This is a genomic window from Rhodococcus sp. IEGM 1366, assembly GCF_033142425.1.
Lineage (GTDB): Bacteria > Actinomycetota > Actinomycetes > Mycobacteriales > Mycobacteriaceae > Rhodococcus_F > Rhodococcus_F globerula.
Map to the genome: position 1 here is coordinate 167,846 of NZ_JAWLRZ010000006.1, position 15,504 is coordinate 183,349.

Sequence of the window (15,504 nt, forward strand, 5' to 3'; positions counted from 1 at the left end):
CTTGATGGCGCTACATTGTTCGACCTGTGAGAATCTATGTGTGTGCGGAGGTTCTACTTTCCGCAGCAGGATGTGCATGAGCACCGGGAGAGGACACAAAATGGGTTTCTTGGACAACGTCAAGGGTCTGGTCGAGAAAGGCCAGGAACTTGCCTCGGAGAACTCCGACAAGGTTCACGACGCAATCGACAAGGTCGCCGACATCGCCGATAACAAGACCGGCGGAAAGTACGGCGATCAGATCGACAAGGCAGCCGAGGCTGCCAAGAAGGCTGTTCCCGAAAAGGAGTAGCCCGCCAGCAATCAGGAGCCCACACCTCGACGAGGTTGTGGGCTCCTGTGCGTCCGCTGGGTGACTTGTCAGTCTGGGCGGGCACAATGAACGGGTGAACTTCACCTGGATTCTGCTGGTCGTCATCGCCGCCATCGCAGTGACAGGGCTGGCGAACCGCCGAAATCTTCAGGCGCCTCTGGTTCTGGTAGCTGTGGGTTCGGTCGCGTCGTTCATCCCGGGAATGCCTCGGCCCGAACTCGATCCACACGTCATTCTGGGTGTAGTACTTCCGCCGTTGCTCTATTCGGCTGCGCTGAAATTCTCGGTGGCGACGTTCAAACGCAACCTCGCGGCGATCTTGCGTCTGGGTGTCGGGATGGTCCTCGTGACGGCCTTCGTGGTCGCCTTCTTCGCCGAATGGCTGGTGCCGGAATTCACGATCGGTGCGGCACTGGTGCTCGGCGCGGTGATCGCACCCACCGACGCGGTCAGCGCCGTGGCAGTGGGACAGAAACTCGGATTGCCCAAGCGTGTCATCGCAATTCTCACGGGTGAGGGTCTGGTCAACGACGCTACTGCGTTGACGTTGTTCACCGTCGCCGTCGCCGCGGTGACAGGTACTCGGATCGCCACGGATTCGCCGTTGCTGTTCTTCGCCTACGAAGTGGTCGGCGGAGTAGCAATCGGCCTGGTTCTTGCATTCATCGTGAAATTCGTGCGCGCTCGGATGTACGATTCGCCGCTCGAAACGGGTTTGGGCCTGGTACTTCCGTTTGCCGCGTATCTAGCCGCGGAAGAACTCCATGCGTCGGGTGTTCTCGCGGTTGTGGTCGCGGGCTTGGTGATCGGGCACTATTCGACGGATGCCTCGATCATGACGAGGCTGCAGGAACGGTCCGTCTGGTCGAGCCTCGACACGCTACTCGAGATGTTCGTCTTCGCCTATATGGGCCTGCAGTTGAGCTTCGTGATCGACGATGTCGTCAACGACGGTCTTCCGGCGGTCAACGTAATCCTGTACGGGCTCGCGGTGTTGGCGGTGGTCATCGTGATCCGACCGCTGTGGTTGTTCCTGAGCTACTCCCGGGTGCGATTCGGAATAACGTTGCGCCGTGGGCAGCGTCAGAAACAGTTGACGTGGAAACAGAACGTAGTCGTGTCCTGGGCCGGGATGCGCGGCGTGGTCACTCTTGCCGCGGCCGGCGGTATTCCGTTTGCACTCTCCTCCGGTGAACCGTTTCCCGGCCGCGGTGTCATCCAGGCGATCGCCTTCATCGTTGCGGTGGGAACGCTGCTCCTGCAAGGTTCCACACTGCCGTTCCTGATCCGCAGACTGGACGTTGCCGATCCCTACGAACAGTTGCGCACGCAGGAGCAAATGGAGTTGGCGCGCACCATCTCTCGTCAAGCCGGTGAGAAAGCGCTAGCCGACGTGGTGGCCAGTCCACCGCCAGGCGTCGCCGGCGCCGAACTTCAGGCAATCATCGAACGCGTGCGACGCTCGATGCAGGCCAGACTCCAAGTGCAGGAGACGGACGAGAACAACGATCGCGATACGGCAATGTGGAATGCGGGTGCATTGTTCGACAAGTTTCGGCATCAGTCGTTGCGTACACAGCGCATGGCGTTGATTGCCGCGAGGGACGACGGCGATCTCGACGACGAGGTATTGCGTACCGTGTTGGAGAGTCTTGATCTCGAAGAGGCTGCAGCTGAGGAACGGGTACGGCGCCGCCGCGCTCGCGCGGCGGCCGGAGGGGATGGCACAGCATGAGTGCACGACTGCGGCACGTGATCTGGGGGACGCTCGCGGCGAGTGCCCTTGTGGTGAGTTCGGCCTGTGGATCTGCAGAAACCGAGGAGACAGCGGGAACGCAGACGCAGTCCACCACATCTGTCGCGCAGGCTCTGCCCGCCCCGGTGAGCGCAGCACGCGGCGTTGTCTTCGAGGACCAACCGTTTGCGACAACCGCTGCCGCCGGAGCGAGCGCCCGGAAGATTCTGTACGGCTCCACATCCGGCGTCGACGGTCGCGAAACACAGGTGTCGGGAACGGTATTCATCCCACCGGGAACTCCGCCCGAAGGCGGCTGGCCCATTGTCTCGGTCGGCCACGGCACGACGGGAATCTCGGACGATTGTGCACCGTCAACGTCGCCGACGCTCCTCGGGGCGATGGGGTTGGTGGAGCCGCTGCTGAACGCGGGTTACGTTGTTGCCGTCTCGGATTTCGAGGGGCTCGGGACTCCTGATCCGCACCCGTACCTGCAACCGGATACCGCCGCCTACAACGTGATCGACGCGGTGCGCGCGGCACGCAACATCGTGCCGGACACGTCGGACAGGTGGGCCACGTTGGGACTCTCGCAAGGTGGTCAGGCGTCGTGGGCAGCTGCGGAGAAGGCAGGCCAGTACGGGGACGGGCTCGAATTTGTCGGTGCGGCAAATCTTTCGCCCGCGGCCGACATCTCGCCGATCATCACCAGTGGGGCGGATGTGAATCTGTCACTGCCCCAACAATTGTTGCTGCCGTACGTTCTCGAGGGTCTGTCGCTGTCCCATCCGGATCTCGAGCGTGACGACTACGTACACGGAGCGTTTGCGGAGAATTACGAACTGCTGTCGTCGTGCCTCACGGCCAGGGCGCCCGAGAAGTTGTCGTTGGTGGGGAAGGTGACGCCGGCCGATACGCGCCCGGCTACTGACGCCGATGCCGATCGAATTCACGGCTGGCTGAGCGACATCGCGCTGCCGCGTGGGCAAGCGAGCGGCCCGATGTATGTGGTGGTCGGGGCAAACGACAACCTGATTCTCCCCGAGTGGACCGAGGCAGCGGTGGCCCGGGCTTGTTCGGACGGCGACGTGATCGAGTTCGTGTCGCGGCCGGGGGAGGGGCATGCTGACGGCCGGGCCGTTCCCGGGGCCGTTCAATGGATTCAGGATCGTTTCAGCGGCGTACCTGCGCCCACTACCTGCGGGGCCTAGATGAGTCCGACGGTCGCGGTCCTGTTTGCCTGCGTGGTTGCCCTTCTCAGCGCGGCTCTGGCGGCGGTCTGGATGCGGACCAGACGCGAGGTCACCTCACCCACCGAACGAGCGGTGCACACGGCGCTGCATACGGCTTCCCTTGCTGCGCGGCCACTTCGGCGCGGACTCGACAGTGAATCGGCTGCCGAAGCGGCACCTCACTTGCGTGAATTGACCGGCGCTCGAGGTTTGGGCATCACCGACGCGGCGGGAGTTGTGCTGGCGTGGAACGGGCCGCACGAATCGATGGCCGAACAATTCCACGATGCGGCACTGCGGGCGATCGAAGGTGAGCGCCGAGTACTCGTGACCCATTCGGACCTGGTGCGGGGCAGTGACGATCACGCGGTGCGTGCCTTGATCGCCCAGCCGCTTCTCATCGAGGACAGCGGCGTTGTCGGGGTATTGGGGATCGTGACGACGGAGGACCCATGGCCCGGCATGCTCGGTGCGATCACGGAGGTCGCGCGCTACGCGTGCAGCCAAATCGAACTTGCGGATCTCGATGCGTCGCGGGCGCGTCTCGACCGAGCGGAAGTGCGGGCACTGCGCGCGCAGATCAGCCCACATTTCATCTACAACGCACTCAATACCGTGGCGTCGTTCGTTCGTACCGATCCGCCGCGGGCGCGTGAGCTGATCCTCGAGTTCGCCGATTTCACGCGCTACTCGTTCCGCTCGGCAGGCGAGTTCACCCTGCTTGCCGACGAACTGCGCAATATCGATCGCTACCTGACTCTCGAGCGGGCCAGGTTCGGTGATGCGCTCGACGTGCGACTGCAGGTGGCGCCCGAAGTGCTCAACGTGGTCCTGCCGTTCCTGGCGCTGCAACCACTGGTGGAGAATGCTGTCCGGCACGGTATCTCCGGCAAACCGGAGGGCGGCACCATCAGCATCGTGGCGGCAGACGAAGGCCCGGACTGCGTCATCAGCGTCGAGGACGACGGCGTCGGTATGGACCCGGACATGCTGCGGTTCGGTTCCCTCGATGCCATCGAATCCGGGGCCGGCCGCCCCAGCGCCCGGGAGGCCGCGCACGTGGGTCTGGCCAACGTCGACGATCGCCTGCGTGCGGCGTTCGGCAACGATTACGGCCTGGTGGTGGAGACCGCGCCGGGAGCCGGAACCAAGGTCAGCATGCGCGTGCCCAAGTTCAAGCAGGGCATTCGGGTGTGATCGGCGGCTTTGTGGGTTCAGTGCGGGTAACCGTGGGAATATGGGTGTGCTGTGAATGAGACTGACATAGGTGCCCAACTGACCGTGCTTGCCGTCGACGACGAGAAACCGGCGCTCGACGAGCTGGCTTTCCTGCTGCGCGCGCAAGAATCGGTGGCGCACGTCCACACCGCGTCGGATGCAACGACGGCGCTGCGGATCCTTCGTGACGGTGGCATCGACGGCGTTTTTCTCGACATCAACATGCCAGGACTGGACGGTTTGGAACTGGCCGGGATTCTTTCCAATTTTGCGACACCGCCGCCGGTTGTCTTTGTGACCGCACACGACGATCGGGCAGTGGCCGCCTTCGATCTCGGTGCGGTCGACTACCTTCTCAAGCCGCTGCGCGAAGAGCGGCTGGCGCAGGCGGTGAGCCGAATCGTGGGTCGCGCGGGGCGTAATCAGGCGGGCGCACAAGCCGATGCCGCACCCAGCGACGAAGTGATTCCGGTGGAACTCGGCGGCGTCACGACGCTGGTGCAGCGCTCGGCGGTGGAATGGGTCGAAGCCGACGGAGACTACGCGCGGTTGCATACGGCGGGTAAGTCGCATCTGGTGCGGATCCCGATTTCCACCCTCGAATCCCGTTGGGCCGATGCGGGTTTCCTGAGGGTTCACCGTTCGTACCTGGTGTCCCTTGCCTTGGTGACCGGAATTCGCACCGTCGGGAGTGGTTTGGTGGTGACTCTTCGCCCACACAGCGGTAAGCCGCCGGTGGAGTTGCCGGTGAGCCGTCGGCATACCCGCGAGTTGAAGGATCGGTTGGTGCGCACCCCCAAGCAGAGTTGGTTGTCGCGGTGAGTGGGCACACCGATCCGCCTGCGCGTCAGCGGGTGGTGCTGGCGCAGCGTCACGGCGCCCGCATCGTGCGTACCCGGGTAGAGGTGCAGGAACAGACCGAGGTCGGCGACGCCATGATCCGGGGTCTGGTTCGTGCTCAGTTGGGCCTGGCGATCCGGCTGGCTGTGGTCGTAGCCGGATCATTGTGCGCGATACCGCTGTCGACCATGCTTTTTCCGGCGCTGTCGGATTACTCGGTGTGGGGGATCAGGCTTCCGTGGTTGGTGATGGGCGGCGCCGTGTTGCCCTTGCTGCTGATCACCGGGTGGGTGTTCGTGCGTCGGGCTGAACGCAACGAGCAGGACTTCACCAATCTCGTGGACGACTGAGCGCGGGCGCTGTGGGTGGGCAATCGATTCCGGTGTTGACGGTGTTGGGCATCGTGGCGGCGGCAGTGGCGACGGTTGCGATCGGAATCTACGGAGTGCGGCTTTCTCGCACCACGTCCGACTTTCTGGTTGCCTCCCGTACGGTGGGGCCGCAGTGGAATGCCACGGCGATCTCAGGTGAATACCTTTCTGCTGCGTCCTTTCTCGGTGTTGCCGGTCTGGTGGCGAAGTACGGGGCGGACGCGTTGTGGTACCCGATCGGGTTCACTGCAGGCTATCTGGCGCTACTGCTTTTCGTAGCAGCACCACTCCGTAGATCGGGCGCGTACACCGTTCCGGACTTCGCTGAATTCCGTTTGGGTTCACCGCGTTTACGTAAACTGGCAATGCTCGTGGTTGCGATGGTGTGCATTCTCTATCTGATTCCGCAGTTCCAAGGGGCCGGTCTGACCCTCAATATCCTTCTCGGCGTGCCGAGTTGGATCGGTGGGGTTGTGGTCGGGGTGATCGTCATCGCCAACGTCGTCGGTGGCGGCATGCGATCGATCACGTTCGTTCAGGCATTCCAATACTGGCTCAAACTGTCTGCGGTGGCGATTCCGGCTGTGGCACTGGCCTTCTACTTCTTTGCGGACGAACATGACGTAGGTGCTCCGGCGCCGCCGACGGTCAGCGAGCAGACCACCGTGGACATCACCACCGATGTTGTGGTGCAGGTGGCCGAACCGGTGACTGTGCAGGGAGGAACGGTGGATGGTCGCTCGGCCACGGGCAGTGTTGTCCTCGAGCCGGGCGAGCACACCCTCGGCGAGGGAATGTCGATGGTTCTGGAAGCCGGTGCAGCCGTTCCGGTGGTAGCCGGGGCGCCGGCGCACAATTCGGATTGGATCACGCCCGGTTGGGGATTCGGCGGTCCGCACCCGACGTATCAGGTGTATTCGCTGATGCTCGCGACCTTTCTCGGGACGCTCGGATTGCCGCACGTACTGGTGCGGTTCTACACCAATCCGGACGGGCGGACGGCGCGACTGACATCGCTGGCCGTCGTTGGTCTTGTTGGCGTCTTCTACTTTTTTCCGGTCCTGCTCGGAGTGTTCGCTCGGTTGTACGTTCCGCAGTTGCTGATCACCGGAACCTCCGACGCTGCAGTGCTGCTGTTGCCAGGTTCGGTGTTCTCGGGGTGGGGCGGGCAGTTGCTGGCAGCACTGGTGGCGTCGGGCGCGATTGCCGCGTTCCTCTCCACGTCGTCTGGTCTGCTCGTGAGCATCGCCGGTGTGATCAGCACCGACGTCCTGCGAGGGCGGATACGCGATTTCCGGATCGCCGCCCTTCTGGCCGGTGCGATTCCATTGGCCATGTCACTTGCCGTGGTGTCGGTCGATCTCTCGATCACCGTCGGGTTGGTATTTGCCGTTGCCGCGTCGACGCTCTGCCCGTTGCTCCTGCTCGGCGTCTGGTGGCGCGGATTGACCGCGGTCGGCGCCGGCGCAGGCATGGTGGTGGGCGGCTTTGTAGCCGGGACGGCAGCAACGGTCGCGATCCTCGGCGGATTGTCGGAAACGGTGTTGAGCGGGTGGCCCGCTGCGATCTTCGCGTTTCCGGCCGCCGTCAGCGTGCCGCTCGCGTTCGCCACGATGGTTGTTGTCAGTAAGGCATCGAGCAAGCAGATACCTGCGGATATAGCGCGGATCTTCACTCGTATGCATGCTCCCGAGCGTCTGGACATGGGTTCCGACCGCGAGGACGAGCTGCGCCAGCCCTGATTTCGGCGTGCCGCTGGTCGCGCTTGGGCGACCGTTCAGCGCACGACTCGACAGCTCACCGTGTGAGCGCCACCACAGCCATTTCATGTGACTCCGATCTCACTAACGTCTGGACGTAGTTCACTTCACACGCGAGGCGAGGAGCCGGCAGTGTCCACAGCAGAAGTCAGTGAGGGGTCGCCGCAAGAGCGGCGGACCCCGGATGCCCAGGCATTCATAGACATGCAAGCAAGTCCCGAGTTCCAGGAACTCCGGACGCGCCTGCGCAAGTTCGTTTTCCCCATCACTGCATTCTTTCTGCTCTGGTATGCGGTGTACGTCCTTCTGGCGACCTACGCCCACGACTTCATGGCGACCAAGGTCATCGGCAACATCAACCTCGGCATCATTCTCGGCCTCGGACAGTTCGTGACGACGTTCGCGATCACTGCCTGGTACGTGAAGTTCGCCGGCCGCGAACTCGATCCGCGTTCTGCTGCTATCCGTGACGAGCTGGAAGGCCCCGTATCGTGATCACCACACTCGCCGCGTCCGGGACGGATGTGGGAAACCCCGTCTTCAACATCGCGATCTTCCTCGCGTTTGTCGTCGGCACGATGACACTCGTCATTCGCGCCAGCCGCACCACGAAGAAGGCATCCGACTTCTACACCGGTGGCGGGCAGTTCACCGGTCCGCAGAACGGTTTTGCCATCGCCGGTGACTACCTTTCGGCTGCCTCCTTCCTCGGGATCGCCGGGGCCATCGCCGTTTACGGTTACGACGGCTTCCTCTACTCCATCGGCTTCCTCGTCGCGTGGCTCGTGGCCTTGCTTCTGGTCGCCGAATTGCTGCGCAACACCGGCAGATTCACGATGGCCGACGTATTGAGCTTCCGCCTCAAGCAGCGCCCGGTGCGTATGGCCGCGGCGATCTCCACACTTGCTGTCTCGCTCTTCTACCTGTTGGCCCAGATGGCCGGTGCCGGTGGACTTGTCGCGCTGTTGCTCAACATCGAAGGTAAGACCGGTCAGGCAGTCGTGGTCGCGATCGTCGGCGTGCTGATGATCGTCTACGTCTTGGTCGGCGGTATGAAGGGCACCACCTACGTGCAGATGGTCAAGGCCGTTCTGCTGGTGGCCGGCGCCGGAATCATGTTCGTGCTCGTGCTCTTCGCGGTCCGGGGTAACTTCTCCCAGCTCCTCGCGGATGCGCAGAACGTGGTCAGTAACTCCTCCAACGAAGCTGTTGCCGGTCGCGACATTCTTGCTCCGGGCGCAAAGTACGGGCTGACCGGGATGACGCAGCTCGACTTCATTTCTCTCGGAATCGCTTTGGTGCTCGGCACTGCAGGCCTGCCGCACGTGCTGATGCGCTTCTACACCGTCCCCACCGCCAAGGAAGCTCGCCGTTCCGTCACCTGGGCGATCGCACTGATCGGCGCCTTCTACCTGTTCACGCTGGTACTCGGCTACGGCGCAGCCAAGATGGTCGGACCCGACGTGATCCTGGCTGCTCCCGGCAAGGAGAACTCTGCGGCACCGCTGCTGGCCTTCGAGCTCGGCGGCACGATCTTCCTCGGCATTATCTCGGCGGTAGCTTTTGCCACCATCCTCGCGGTGGTCGCCGGTCTCGCGATCACGGCATCTGCGTCGTTTGCTCACGACATCTACGCCAGTGTCATCAAGCGCGGCAACGCAACCGAAGAACAGCAGGTTCGGGTTTCACGCATCACCGTTGTCGTGATCGGTGTCATCTCCATCGTTCTGGGTATCGGCGCCATGGGCCAGAACATCGCCTTCCTGGTGGCTCTCGCCTTTGCTGTTGCGGCCTCGGCGAACCTGCCGACCCTGCTGTACTCGCTCTTCTGGAAGAAGTTCAACACCACGGGTGCGCTGTTCAGCATCTACGGCGGTCTGATCAGCTGCTTGACGCTGATCGTGTTCTCCCCGGCCATCTCGGGCAAGCCGTCGTCGATGCTCCCGAACTCGGACTTCGCGTGGTTCCCGCTCTCCAACCCCGGCATCGTCTCGATCCCGCTGGCATTTGCCCTCGGCATCATCGGTACCTACATCGGGCGCAACAAGCCCGAGGATCCGGCCAAGCAGGCCGAGATGGAAGTTCGTTCCCTCACCGGCGTCGGCGTCGAGAAGGCTGTCGATCACTAGGGGCGCAGCCCCTGTGCGCCTTTCTGGTACCTCCGGTAACCAGAAAGGCGCACAGCGCTATTGTCCCACCATGGCAAAACTCACAGTGAAGATCGACGTCCCCCTTCCGCCGCAGGAAGTGTGGGACAAGGCATCAGATCTCAGTGGCTACGAGAATTGGCTTGTCGTCCACGACGGTTGGCGAGGGGAACTTCCCGAACAGTTGGGGGTGGGAACCGAGATCAGCTCAGTTGTCACGGTGAAAGGCCTGCGTAATCGTGTGCGCTGGACCATCAAGAAGTACGACGTGCCCTCGGCGTTGTCGCTCAAGGGTGACGGCAAGGGTGGGGTCAAGCTGGGGCTCGAACTCGACGTCAAGGCCAAGGGCACGGGTTCGGAGTTGGCGTTGACCGTCGAACTCGGTGGCGCTCCGCTTTTCGGACCCATCGGTTCCGGCGTTGCTCGGGCTCTCAAAGGGGATATCGAGCAGTCGTTGGCGCAGTTCGTTCGAATCTACGCTTGAATTGTCGCAAGTAGTTACTTTGCGGCAAACATGAGTTAGGATTCTTTTCGGCGGGATAAACCGGGCATAGGTTTGTTATGGACCTGGTGCTCCGCCGGAGAGGATTCCGCACATGTCTGGTCGTCACGGCTCGTCCGGGGTACCAACAGCGTCTATGCCGCGATCGGTGAAAGTACTGGTTGGAGTACTGTCGGTGGTTGCCGTCGCAGGTTCCGCGGCGTTTGCCGTCACCTTCAGCAATCTGGGGGAGGATGCTCCGACGGTCACGCCTACCGCCGCGACATCGGAGTGCACACAGACCGACAATCTGGTGGTAGCAGTTGATCCGTCCATTGCCACCGGCGTCGAGGCGGTAGTGGCGACGATTGATCCGGAAAAGCTCGGTTGCGCATCGTTCACCGTGGTGTCCCAGGACTCGGCTCGAACCTACGGGGATCTTGCGCTCGGCGGTTCCGGTCCGGCGATCTGGATACCCGATTCGTCAGAATGGCTCGACAAGGCCGGGGCGGCTGGTCGTTCCGTCTCGAAGGTCAGTGAGTCGGTAGCGTCCACACCGGTGGTCACGGTGTCGAAATCCGGTGAAACTACCAGTCCGGCAAGCTGGCTCGACGTCCTGGCAGTTCCAGGACTGCATATCGGTGATCCGCTTTCCAGCGCTGTGTCCAGCGCACCCATCGTTGCCGCGTTTGCCGAAACTCAGGCGCGCGGCGGCGATACCGCGTCCATCTCGGCCGCATTGGTTCCCGTGGCACAAGCTCAACTCGGGAATGTGAAGGAAGCCGGTTCGACCATCCGCATAGAAAAGGTTGCCGCGGACAGCGGAACCGCGGTCACCACCGAACAGACGTTCATCGCGTACATGGCCGCTCATCCCGACGCTCGGTTGACCGCCGCAGTGCCGTCGTCCGGCACGGTGTTCATGAATTACCCGATGGCGCTGACCGGAGAATCGACTGCACGGCCGGCCGCGCAGGTTCTCGCCGACGCACTCACGTCTGCTAGCGGCCGCACAGCCTTGTCCGGTCTGGGTTTTCGTGCAGCGGGCAACGAACCGTTGCCGAGCGGCGGCGTCGGGATTATCACGCCGTTGGTTCCGAGCGATCCGTCTGTGGTGGCCACAGCGCTGGCGCGCTACGAGATTCTGTCCCGGCCCTCCCGCGCATTGGCGGTTGTCGACGTCTCCGGCTCGATGGACTACATGGAGGGCGGCGTGACCCGAATGGCCGCTACGGCGCAGGCCGGCGACATCGCGATCCGAATGTTCCCCGCCAATGCGCAATTGGGTCTGTGGGCCTTCTCGATCGACCTCGGCGACGGCACCGATTACCGCGAACTCGAGCCTGTTGCGCGCATGGATGCGCCCGAGGGCGACACCGATCATCGGACCAAACTTCTGTCTCACGTCGACGAGCTACCGTCACTTGTCGGTGGCGGAACTGGGTTGTACGACAGTGTTCTGGCGGCATTTCGTCAGATCCAGAGCACGTATGACCCGTCGTCGATCAACTCGGTCATTCTCCTGACCGACGGGGCCAACGACGATCCGTCCGGTATTTCGCGGGAGGAGTTGCTCGACACTCTTGCACGCGAGCGCGATGCCGCCCGTCCGGTACCGATCATCACCATCGGCGTCACCGGCGATGCGGATACCGAAGTATTGAAACAGATTTCAGCAGTCACCGGCGGAAACAGTCACTTCGCACCCACACCCGCCGATATCCCCAAGGTGTTTGTCGGCGCGATCAGCGGCCGTGGCAACTGATCGGATCTAGTCGAGGATCTTTGCGTCCGCAGTATCGGTGATCCATTCGGTGGCAAGAGCTTCGAGGGTTCCGTCGGCATACAGTGAGTCGACTGCGGCCGACACACACGCGGTAAGTGGACTGTTCTTCTCGAGGACGGCACCGAAGAACTCGGTGACGGCGTTCGGCCGCGGAAACTGTCCGACGATCACGGACTGTGGCAGTTCGGTCTCCGTGATGTGGAATCCGGTGGGAATGTCGACAACCAGGGCGTCGATCTCGCCGGCCGCCAATGCGGCCTTGGCTTCGTCGGTGTTGGCGTAACTGCGCGGCGGGGTTGACGGACTGATGGTCTCGGTGATGGCAAGCAGGCTGGTCGACCCGGCCTGTGCGCCAAGTCGGTACTGCGTCAGTGAATTCAGATCCGTGGCCTGTGCAGCGCCGTTGTTCTGCAAGGCAATGACCGACTGCGCCACCGCGTAGTACGGCGAGCTGAAATCGACGGACTCGCGGCGATCTCCGGAAATCGTGAACTGGTCGAGCGCGAAGTCGAAGTCTTTGCTGCCAGGCTTCAGCGCGTCGTTGAATGCGACGCTCGTGAACGTGACCTGATCGGGGTTGTAACCAAGTTTCTCGGTCACAGCGCGGGCCACTGCACCCTCGAATCCTTGCCCGTTCGACGGATCGCCGTCGTGAAACCAGGGCTCGTACGACGGCGAACCGGTGGCGATGGTGAGTGTGCCGTCGTTGGTGGTCGTGCCACTGCCCGGACCGCATTCCGTCACGGCTGCAGTGGACGGAAGCTTGGTGAAGGCCTCGGGAATGCTGGTGGTGGTTTCCGGGACTGCAGCAGCGCTCTCAGGCTGAGTGGAGCATGAACCCAAGAGGATCGCGGAGGCGAAGATTGCAGTTACGGCAACGCAACGTCGTGGCATAGGCACGTTGCCATCTTGCCTGTATGTCCGGTATCGATGTGATCGGGGTCTTGTACCCGGCCAATTTTCAGGCTGCTGAGCGACGGAGAACGAGGCGTTCCGTTGGTGTCGTTCCTCCCCAGACGCCGTGTGGTTCACCGGTCTCCAGTGCAAAGTTCAGGCAGTCGTCGATCACCGGGCAGCGGAAGCACACCTGCTTGGCCGTTTGTTCGCGCGCAAGCCGATTGCGCCCGCGTTCCTCGCCGGGTGAATAGAAAACCGCTGGATCAACGGACTTGCAGGTTGCGAGCATGCGCCAGTTGTTGTCCACACACAGTTCCGACATGTGCTGCGTTGTCATCGTGGTTGTCCTTTCGGCTCGAGCCTCAGTGTGGCCGGTGAGGGTTGCGCGAGGACAGGGTTCCGATCGCAGCGATTTCTACTGCCGGATCACGGGCGCTGCAGCACAATGAAGAGATGGCGACGACTGATCGGGGCCAGATCACACTCGATGGCATAACCGTGCCCGTGACCAATCTCGGGAAGGTGCTCTATCCCGAGAGTGGAACCACCAAAGCCGAAGTCATCGACTACTACACTCGAATTTCCGCAGTCATGATTCCCCATGTCGTCGGTAGGCCGGGAACACGGAAACGTTGGCCGAACGGGGTGGACGGTCAATCCTTTTTCGAGAAGAACCTTGCATCGTCGGCGCCGGATTGGCTGACCCGCGCGTCATTACAGCATTCCGACCGAGTGGTCACGTATCCCATTTTCGATTCAGTTGCTTCGCTTGCCTGGCTCGGTCAGCAAGCAGCCCTCGAATTACATGTTCCGCAATGGCGATTCGACGGTTCCGAGCGCGGGCCCGCAACCCGATTGGTGTTCGATCTCGACCCGGGTGATGGCGTCGGGTTGGCCGAATGCGCCGAGGTGGCCCGTTCCATCCGGGATCTTGTGGGGACGCTGGGCTGGACAGCGTATCCCGTTACCAGCGGAAGCAAGGGTATTCATCTCTATGTGCCGCTCGATCGGCCGCTGGACGGCAGTGGTGCGTCGACCGTCGCCAAGCAGATCGCGGTGGGACTCGAGAAGATCCATCCGGATCTGGTGACAGCGACAATGGCTCGAAATGTTCGAGCCGGCAAGATATTTGTCGACTGGAGTCAGAACAACGCGGCCAAAACCACAATCGCTCCGTACTCGATGCGCGGGCGTGCCCAGCCTTATGTTGCCGCGCCGCGCAGTTGGGACGAACTCGACGACCCGAAGTTGCGACACTTGCTGTTCGACGAGGTTCTCGAACGCGTTGATTCCGGCGGTGACTTGTTGGCTGCTCTCGATCCTCCCGTGGTGCAGCAGGATTCGTTGACACGATATCGAAACAAGCGTGCGGCAGACCGGACACCGGAGCCGGTACCGGATTCTGTTTCCCCCGGCGCGCTTGGCAATTCCTTTGTGATTCAGGAACATCACGCGCGACGCCTGCACTACGACGTTCGGCTCGAACGTGACGGTGTGCTGGTGTCGTGGGCAGTTCCGAAAGGGGTACCCACCACCGCGGGGGAGAACCGGTTGGCTGTCCACACCGAGGACCATCCGCTCGAGTACGCCACCTTCTCCGGCACGATCCCCAAGGGAGAGTACGGCGGCGGATCGATGACGATCTGGGATTCCGGCACGTACGAGACCGAGAAGTGGCGTGACGACGAGGTGATCGTGCGGTTGGACGGGAACCGAGTGCAGGGCAGATTCGCGCTGATTCGGACCAAAGGTGACCAGTGGCTGATGCATCTGATGAAGGATCAGAAATCCAGCTTCGGAATCGAGTTTCCGAAAGGGATCGAACCGATGCTCGCGACGCCCGGATCGCTCGAGGGTCTGGATGAGGACGAGTGGGCATTCGAGGGTAAATGGGATGGGATACGGGTGATTCTCGAATTTCATTCGGGCACACTGTCGCTCCGCAGCCGAGCCGGTAACGACAAGACCGGCGACTATCCCGCGCTGGCTGGACTTGCTTCGGTTCTCGACGGCCACGAGGTGATTCTCGACGGTGAAGTGGTGTCGTACAACGAGGAGGGTGTCACCGATTTCGGGGCTCTGCAGCGCGGCGGCGAACCCGAGTTTCTGGCTTTCGATCTCCTGTATCTCGACGGTGTGTCTTTGCTGCGCAAGTCGTACACCGATCGTCGGACTGTGCTGAATGCGTTGGCCGCGAAGGTCGGCGATCTCACCGTGCCACCCCAGATCGACGGAACCCCGGCGAACGCGCTGGAGTTGAGCCGCGAATCCGGCTGGGAGGGGATTGTCGCAAAGCGTCGCGCCTCGGTGTACCTGCCGGGGCGGAGGGGTTCGAGTTGGATCAAGGTCAAGAACTGGCGCACACAAGAGGTAGTGATCGGCGGGTGGCGCACGGGTCAAGGCAATCGGGCCCGGGGGATCGGCGCACTTCTCATGGGAATTCCGGGTGAAGACGGGTTGAGTTACGTCGGCCGGGTGGGGACCGGCTTCACCGACCGCGACCTGGAAACATTGCTGGCGGTACTGGAACCCTTGCAGCAGAAGGAAAGCCCGTTCGAAGATGATGTTCCGACGGAGGATCGCAAGGGAGCGGTATGGATCCGTCCCGAACTGGTCGGTGAAGTGCGGTTCATGGATTGGACCGCGAGTGGTCGCCTGCGGCACCCCAGTTGGCGGGGGATGCGGGAGGACAAGTCGCCGACGGACGTGCGGCGGGATACGTAG

At 62.4% G+C, this 15,504-nt stretch carries 14 protein-coding genes; 12 read left to right on the plus strand and 2 right to left on the minus strand.

Translation table 11 applies throughout. The annotated features are described in order from the left end of the window. The first annotated feature begins 100 nt into the window (after positions 1-100). From R4P64_RS19095 to R4P64_RS19145, 11 genes are all read left to right on the plus strand, one after another. Positions 101-292: an antitoxin gene (locus tag R4P64_RS19095; protein WP_033234149.1), complete on the plus strand. Its 192-nt coding sequence runs from the start codon at positions 101-103 to the stop codon at positions 290-292. A gap of 94 nt (positions 293-386) precedes the next feature. After that, complete coding sequence (locus R4P64_RS19100) at positions 387-2,048, plus strand: Na+/H+ antiporter (RefSeq protein WP_033234150.1); 1,662 nt, start codon at positions 387-389, stop codon at positions 2,046-2,048. Then, entirely contained in the window at positions 2,045-3,259 is a 1,215-nt protein-coding gene (locus tag R4P64_RS19105; RefSeq protein ID WP_317822239.1) for a lipase family protein, read from the plus strand. The genes R4P64_RS19100 and R4P64_RS19105 overlap by 4 nt, the downstream gene beginning before the upstream one ends. Continuing rightward, entirely contained in the window at positions 3,260-4,477 is a 1,218-nt protein-coding gene (locus tag R4P64_RS19110) for a histidine kinase (RefSeq protein ID WP_116102162.1), read from the plus strand. It begins immediately after the preceding gene. A 51-nt stretch (positions 4,478-4,528) separates the two neighbouring features. Continuing rightward, positions 4,529-5,320, plus strand: coding sequence for a LytR/AlgR family response regulator transcription factor (locus tag R4P64_RS19115; RefSeq protein ID WP_092806687.1), 792 nt, complete (start codon positions 4,529-4,531; stop codon positions 5,318-5,320). Next, complete coding sequence (locus R4P64_RS19120) at positions 5,317-5,688, plus strand: hypothetical protein (RefSeq protein ID WP_033234377.1); 372 nt, start codon at positions 5,317-5,319, stop codon at positions 5,686-5,688. The genes R4P64_RS19115 and R4P64_RS19120 overlap by 4 nt, the downstream gene beginning before the upstream one ends. An 11-nt stretch (positions 5,689-5,699) precedes the next feature. Next, positions 5,700-7,451: a cation acetate symporter gene (locus R4P64_RS19125; protein WP_033234154.1), complete on the plus strand. Its 1,752-nt coding sequence runs from the start codon at positions 5,700-5,702 to the stop codon at positions 7,449-7,451. Between the two features lie 150 nt (positions 7,452-7,601). After that, the gene (locus R4P64_RS19130) at positions 7,602-7,964 is read left to right on the plus strand and encodes a DUF485 domain-containing protein (RefSeq protein ID WP_033234155.1); all 363 of its coding nucleotides are present in this window, start codon (positions 7,602-7,604) and stop codon (positions 7,962-7,964) included. After that, positions 7,961-9,598, plus strand: coding sequence for a cation acetate symporter (locus tag R4P64_RS19135; protein ID WP_033234156.1), 1,638 nt, complete (start codon positions 7,961-7,963; stop codon positions 9,596-9,598). The genes R4P64_RS19130 and R4P64_RS19135 overlap by 4 nt, the downstream gene beginning before the upstream one ends. Before the next feature lie 70 nt (positions 9,599-9,668). Further along, on the plus strand, positions 9,669-10,100 hold the full coding sequence (locus R4P64_RS19140) for an SRPBCC family protein (RefSeq protein ID WP_033234157.1): 432 nt from the start codon (positions 9,669-9,671) through the stop codon (positions 10,098-10,100). Positions 10,101-10,266: 166 nt separating this feature from the next. Then, on the plus strand, positions 10,267-11,862 hold the full coding sequence (locus tag R4P64_RS19145; RefSeq protein ID WP_317822240.1) for a substrate-binding domain-containing protein: 1,596 nt from the start codon (positions 10,267-10,269) through the stop codon (positions 11,860-11,862). Between the two features lie 6 nt (positions 11,863-11,868). On the opposite strand, the gene R4P64_RS19150 is transcribed toward R4P64_RS19145, so the two are convergent. Together R4P64_RS19150 and R4P64_RS19155 are read right to left on the minus strand one after the other, a co-directional pair. Continuing rightward, positions 11,869-12,777, minus strand: coding sequence for a transporter substrate-binding domain-containing protein (locus tag R4P64_RS19150; protein WP_033234159.1), 909 nt, complete (start codon positions 12,775-12,777; stop codon positions 11,869-11,871). A 67-nt stretch (positions 12,778-12,844) separates the two neighbouring features. Next, positions 12,845-13,117, minus strand: a complete 273-nt coding sequence (locus R4P64_RS19155) for a WhiB family transcriptional regulator (protein WP_045069126.1) — start codon at positions 13,115-13,117, stop codon at positions 12,845-12,847. Between the two features lie 116 nt (positions 13,118-13,233). Here R4P64_RS19155 and R4P64_RS19160 point away from each other — a divergent pair, with 116 nt between their 5' ends. Continuing rightward, positions 13,234-15,504 carry an ATP-dependent DNA ligase gene (locus R4P64_RS19160; protein ID WP_317822241.1) on the plus strand — a complete coding sequence of 757 codons (2,271 nt, stop codon included), beginning with the start codon at positions 13,234-13,236 and terminating at the stop codon, positions 15,502-15,504.

Excerpts from the sequence above, each read along its gene's own strand:
- R4P64_RS19110 (WP_116102162.1), top strand. The coding sequence starts at position 3,260 with ATGAGTCCGACGGTCGCGGTCCTGTTTGCCTGCGTGGTTGCCCTTCTC.
- R4P64_RS19105 (WP_317822239.1), top strand. The coding sequence starts at position 2,045 with ATGAGTGCACGACTGCGGCACGTGATCTGGGGGACGCTCGCGGCGAGT.
- R4P64_RS19155 (WP_045069126.1), bottom strand. The coding sequence starts at position 13,117 with ATGACAACGCAGCACATGTCGGAACTGTGTGTGGACAACAACTGGCGC.
- R4P64_RS19160 (WP_317822241.1), top strand. The coding sequence starts at position 13,234 with ATGGCGACGACTGATCGGGGCCAGATCACACTCGATGGCATAACCGTG.
- R4P64_RS19140 (WP_033234157.1), top strand. The coding sequence starts at position 9,669 with ATGGCAAAACTCACAGTGAAGATCGACGTCCCCCTTCCGCCGCAGGAA.
- R4P64_RS19150 (WP_033234159.1), bottom strand. The coding sequence starts at position 12,777 with ATGCCACGACGTTGCGTTGCCGTAACTGCAATCTTCGCCTCCGCGATC.
- R4P64_RS19095 (WP_033234149.1), top strand. The coding sequence starts at position 101 with ATGGGTTTCTTGGACAACGTCAAGGGTCTGGTCGAGAAAGGCCAGGAA.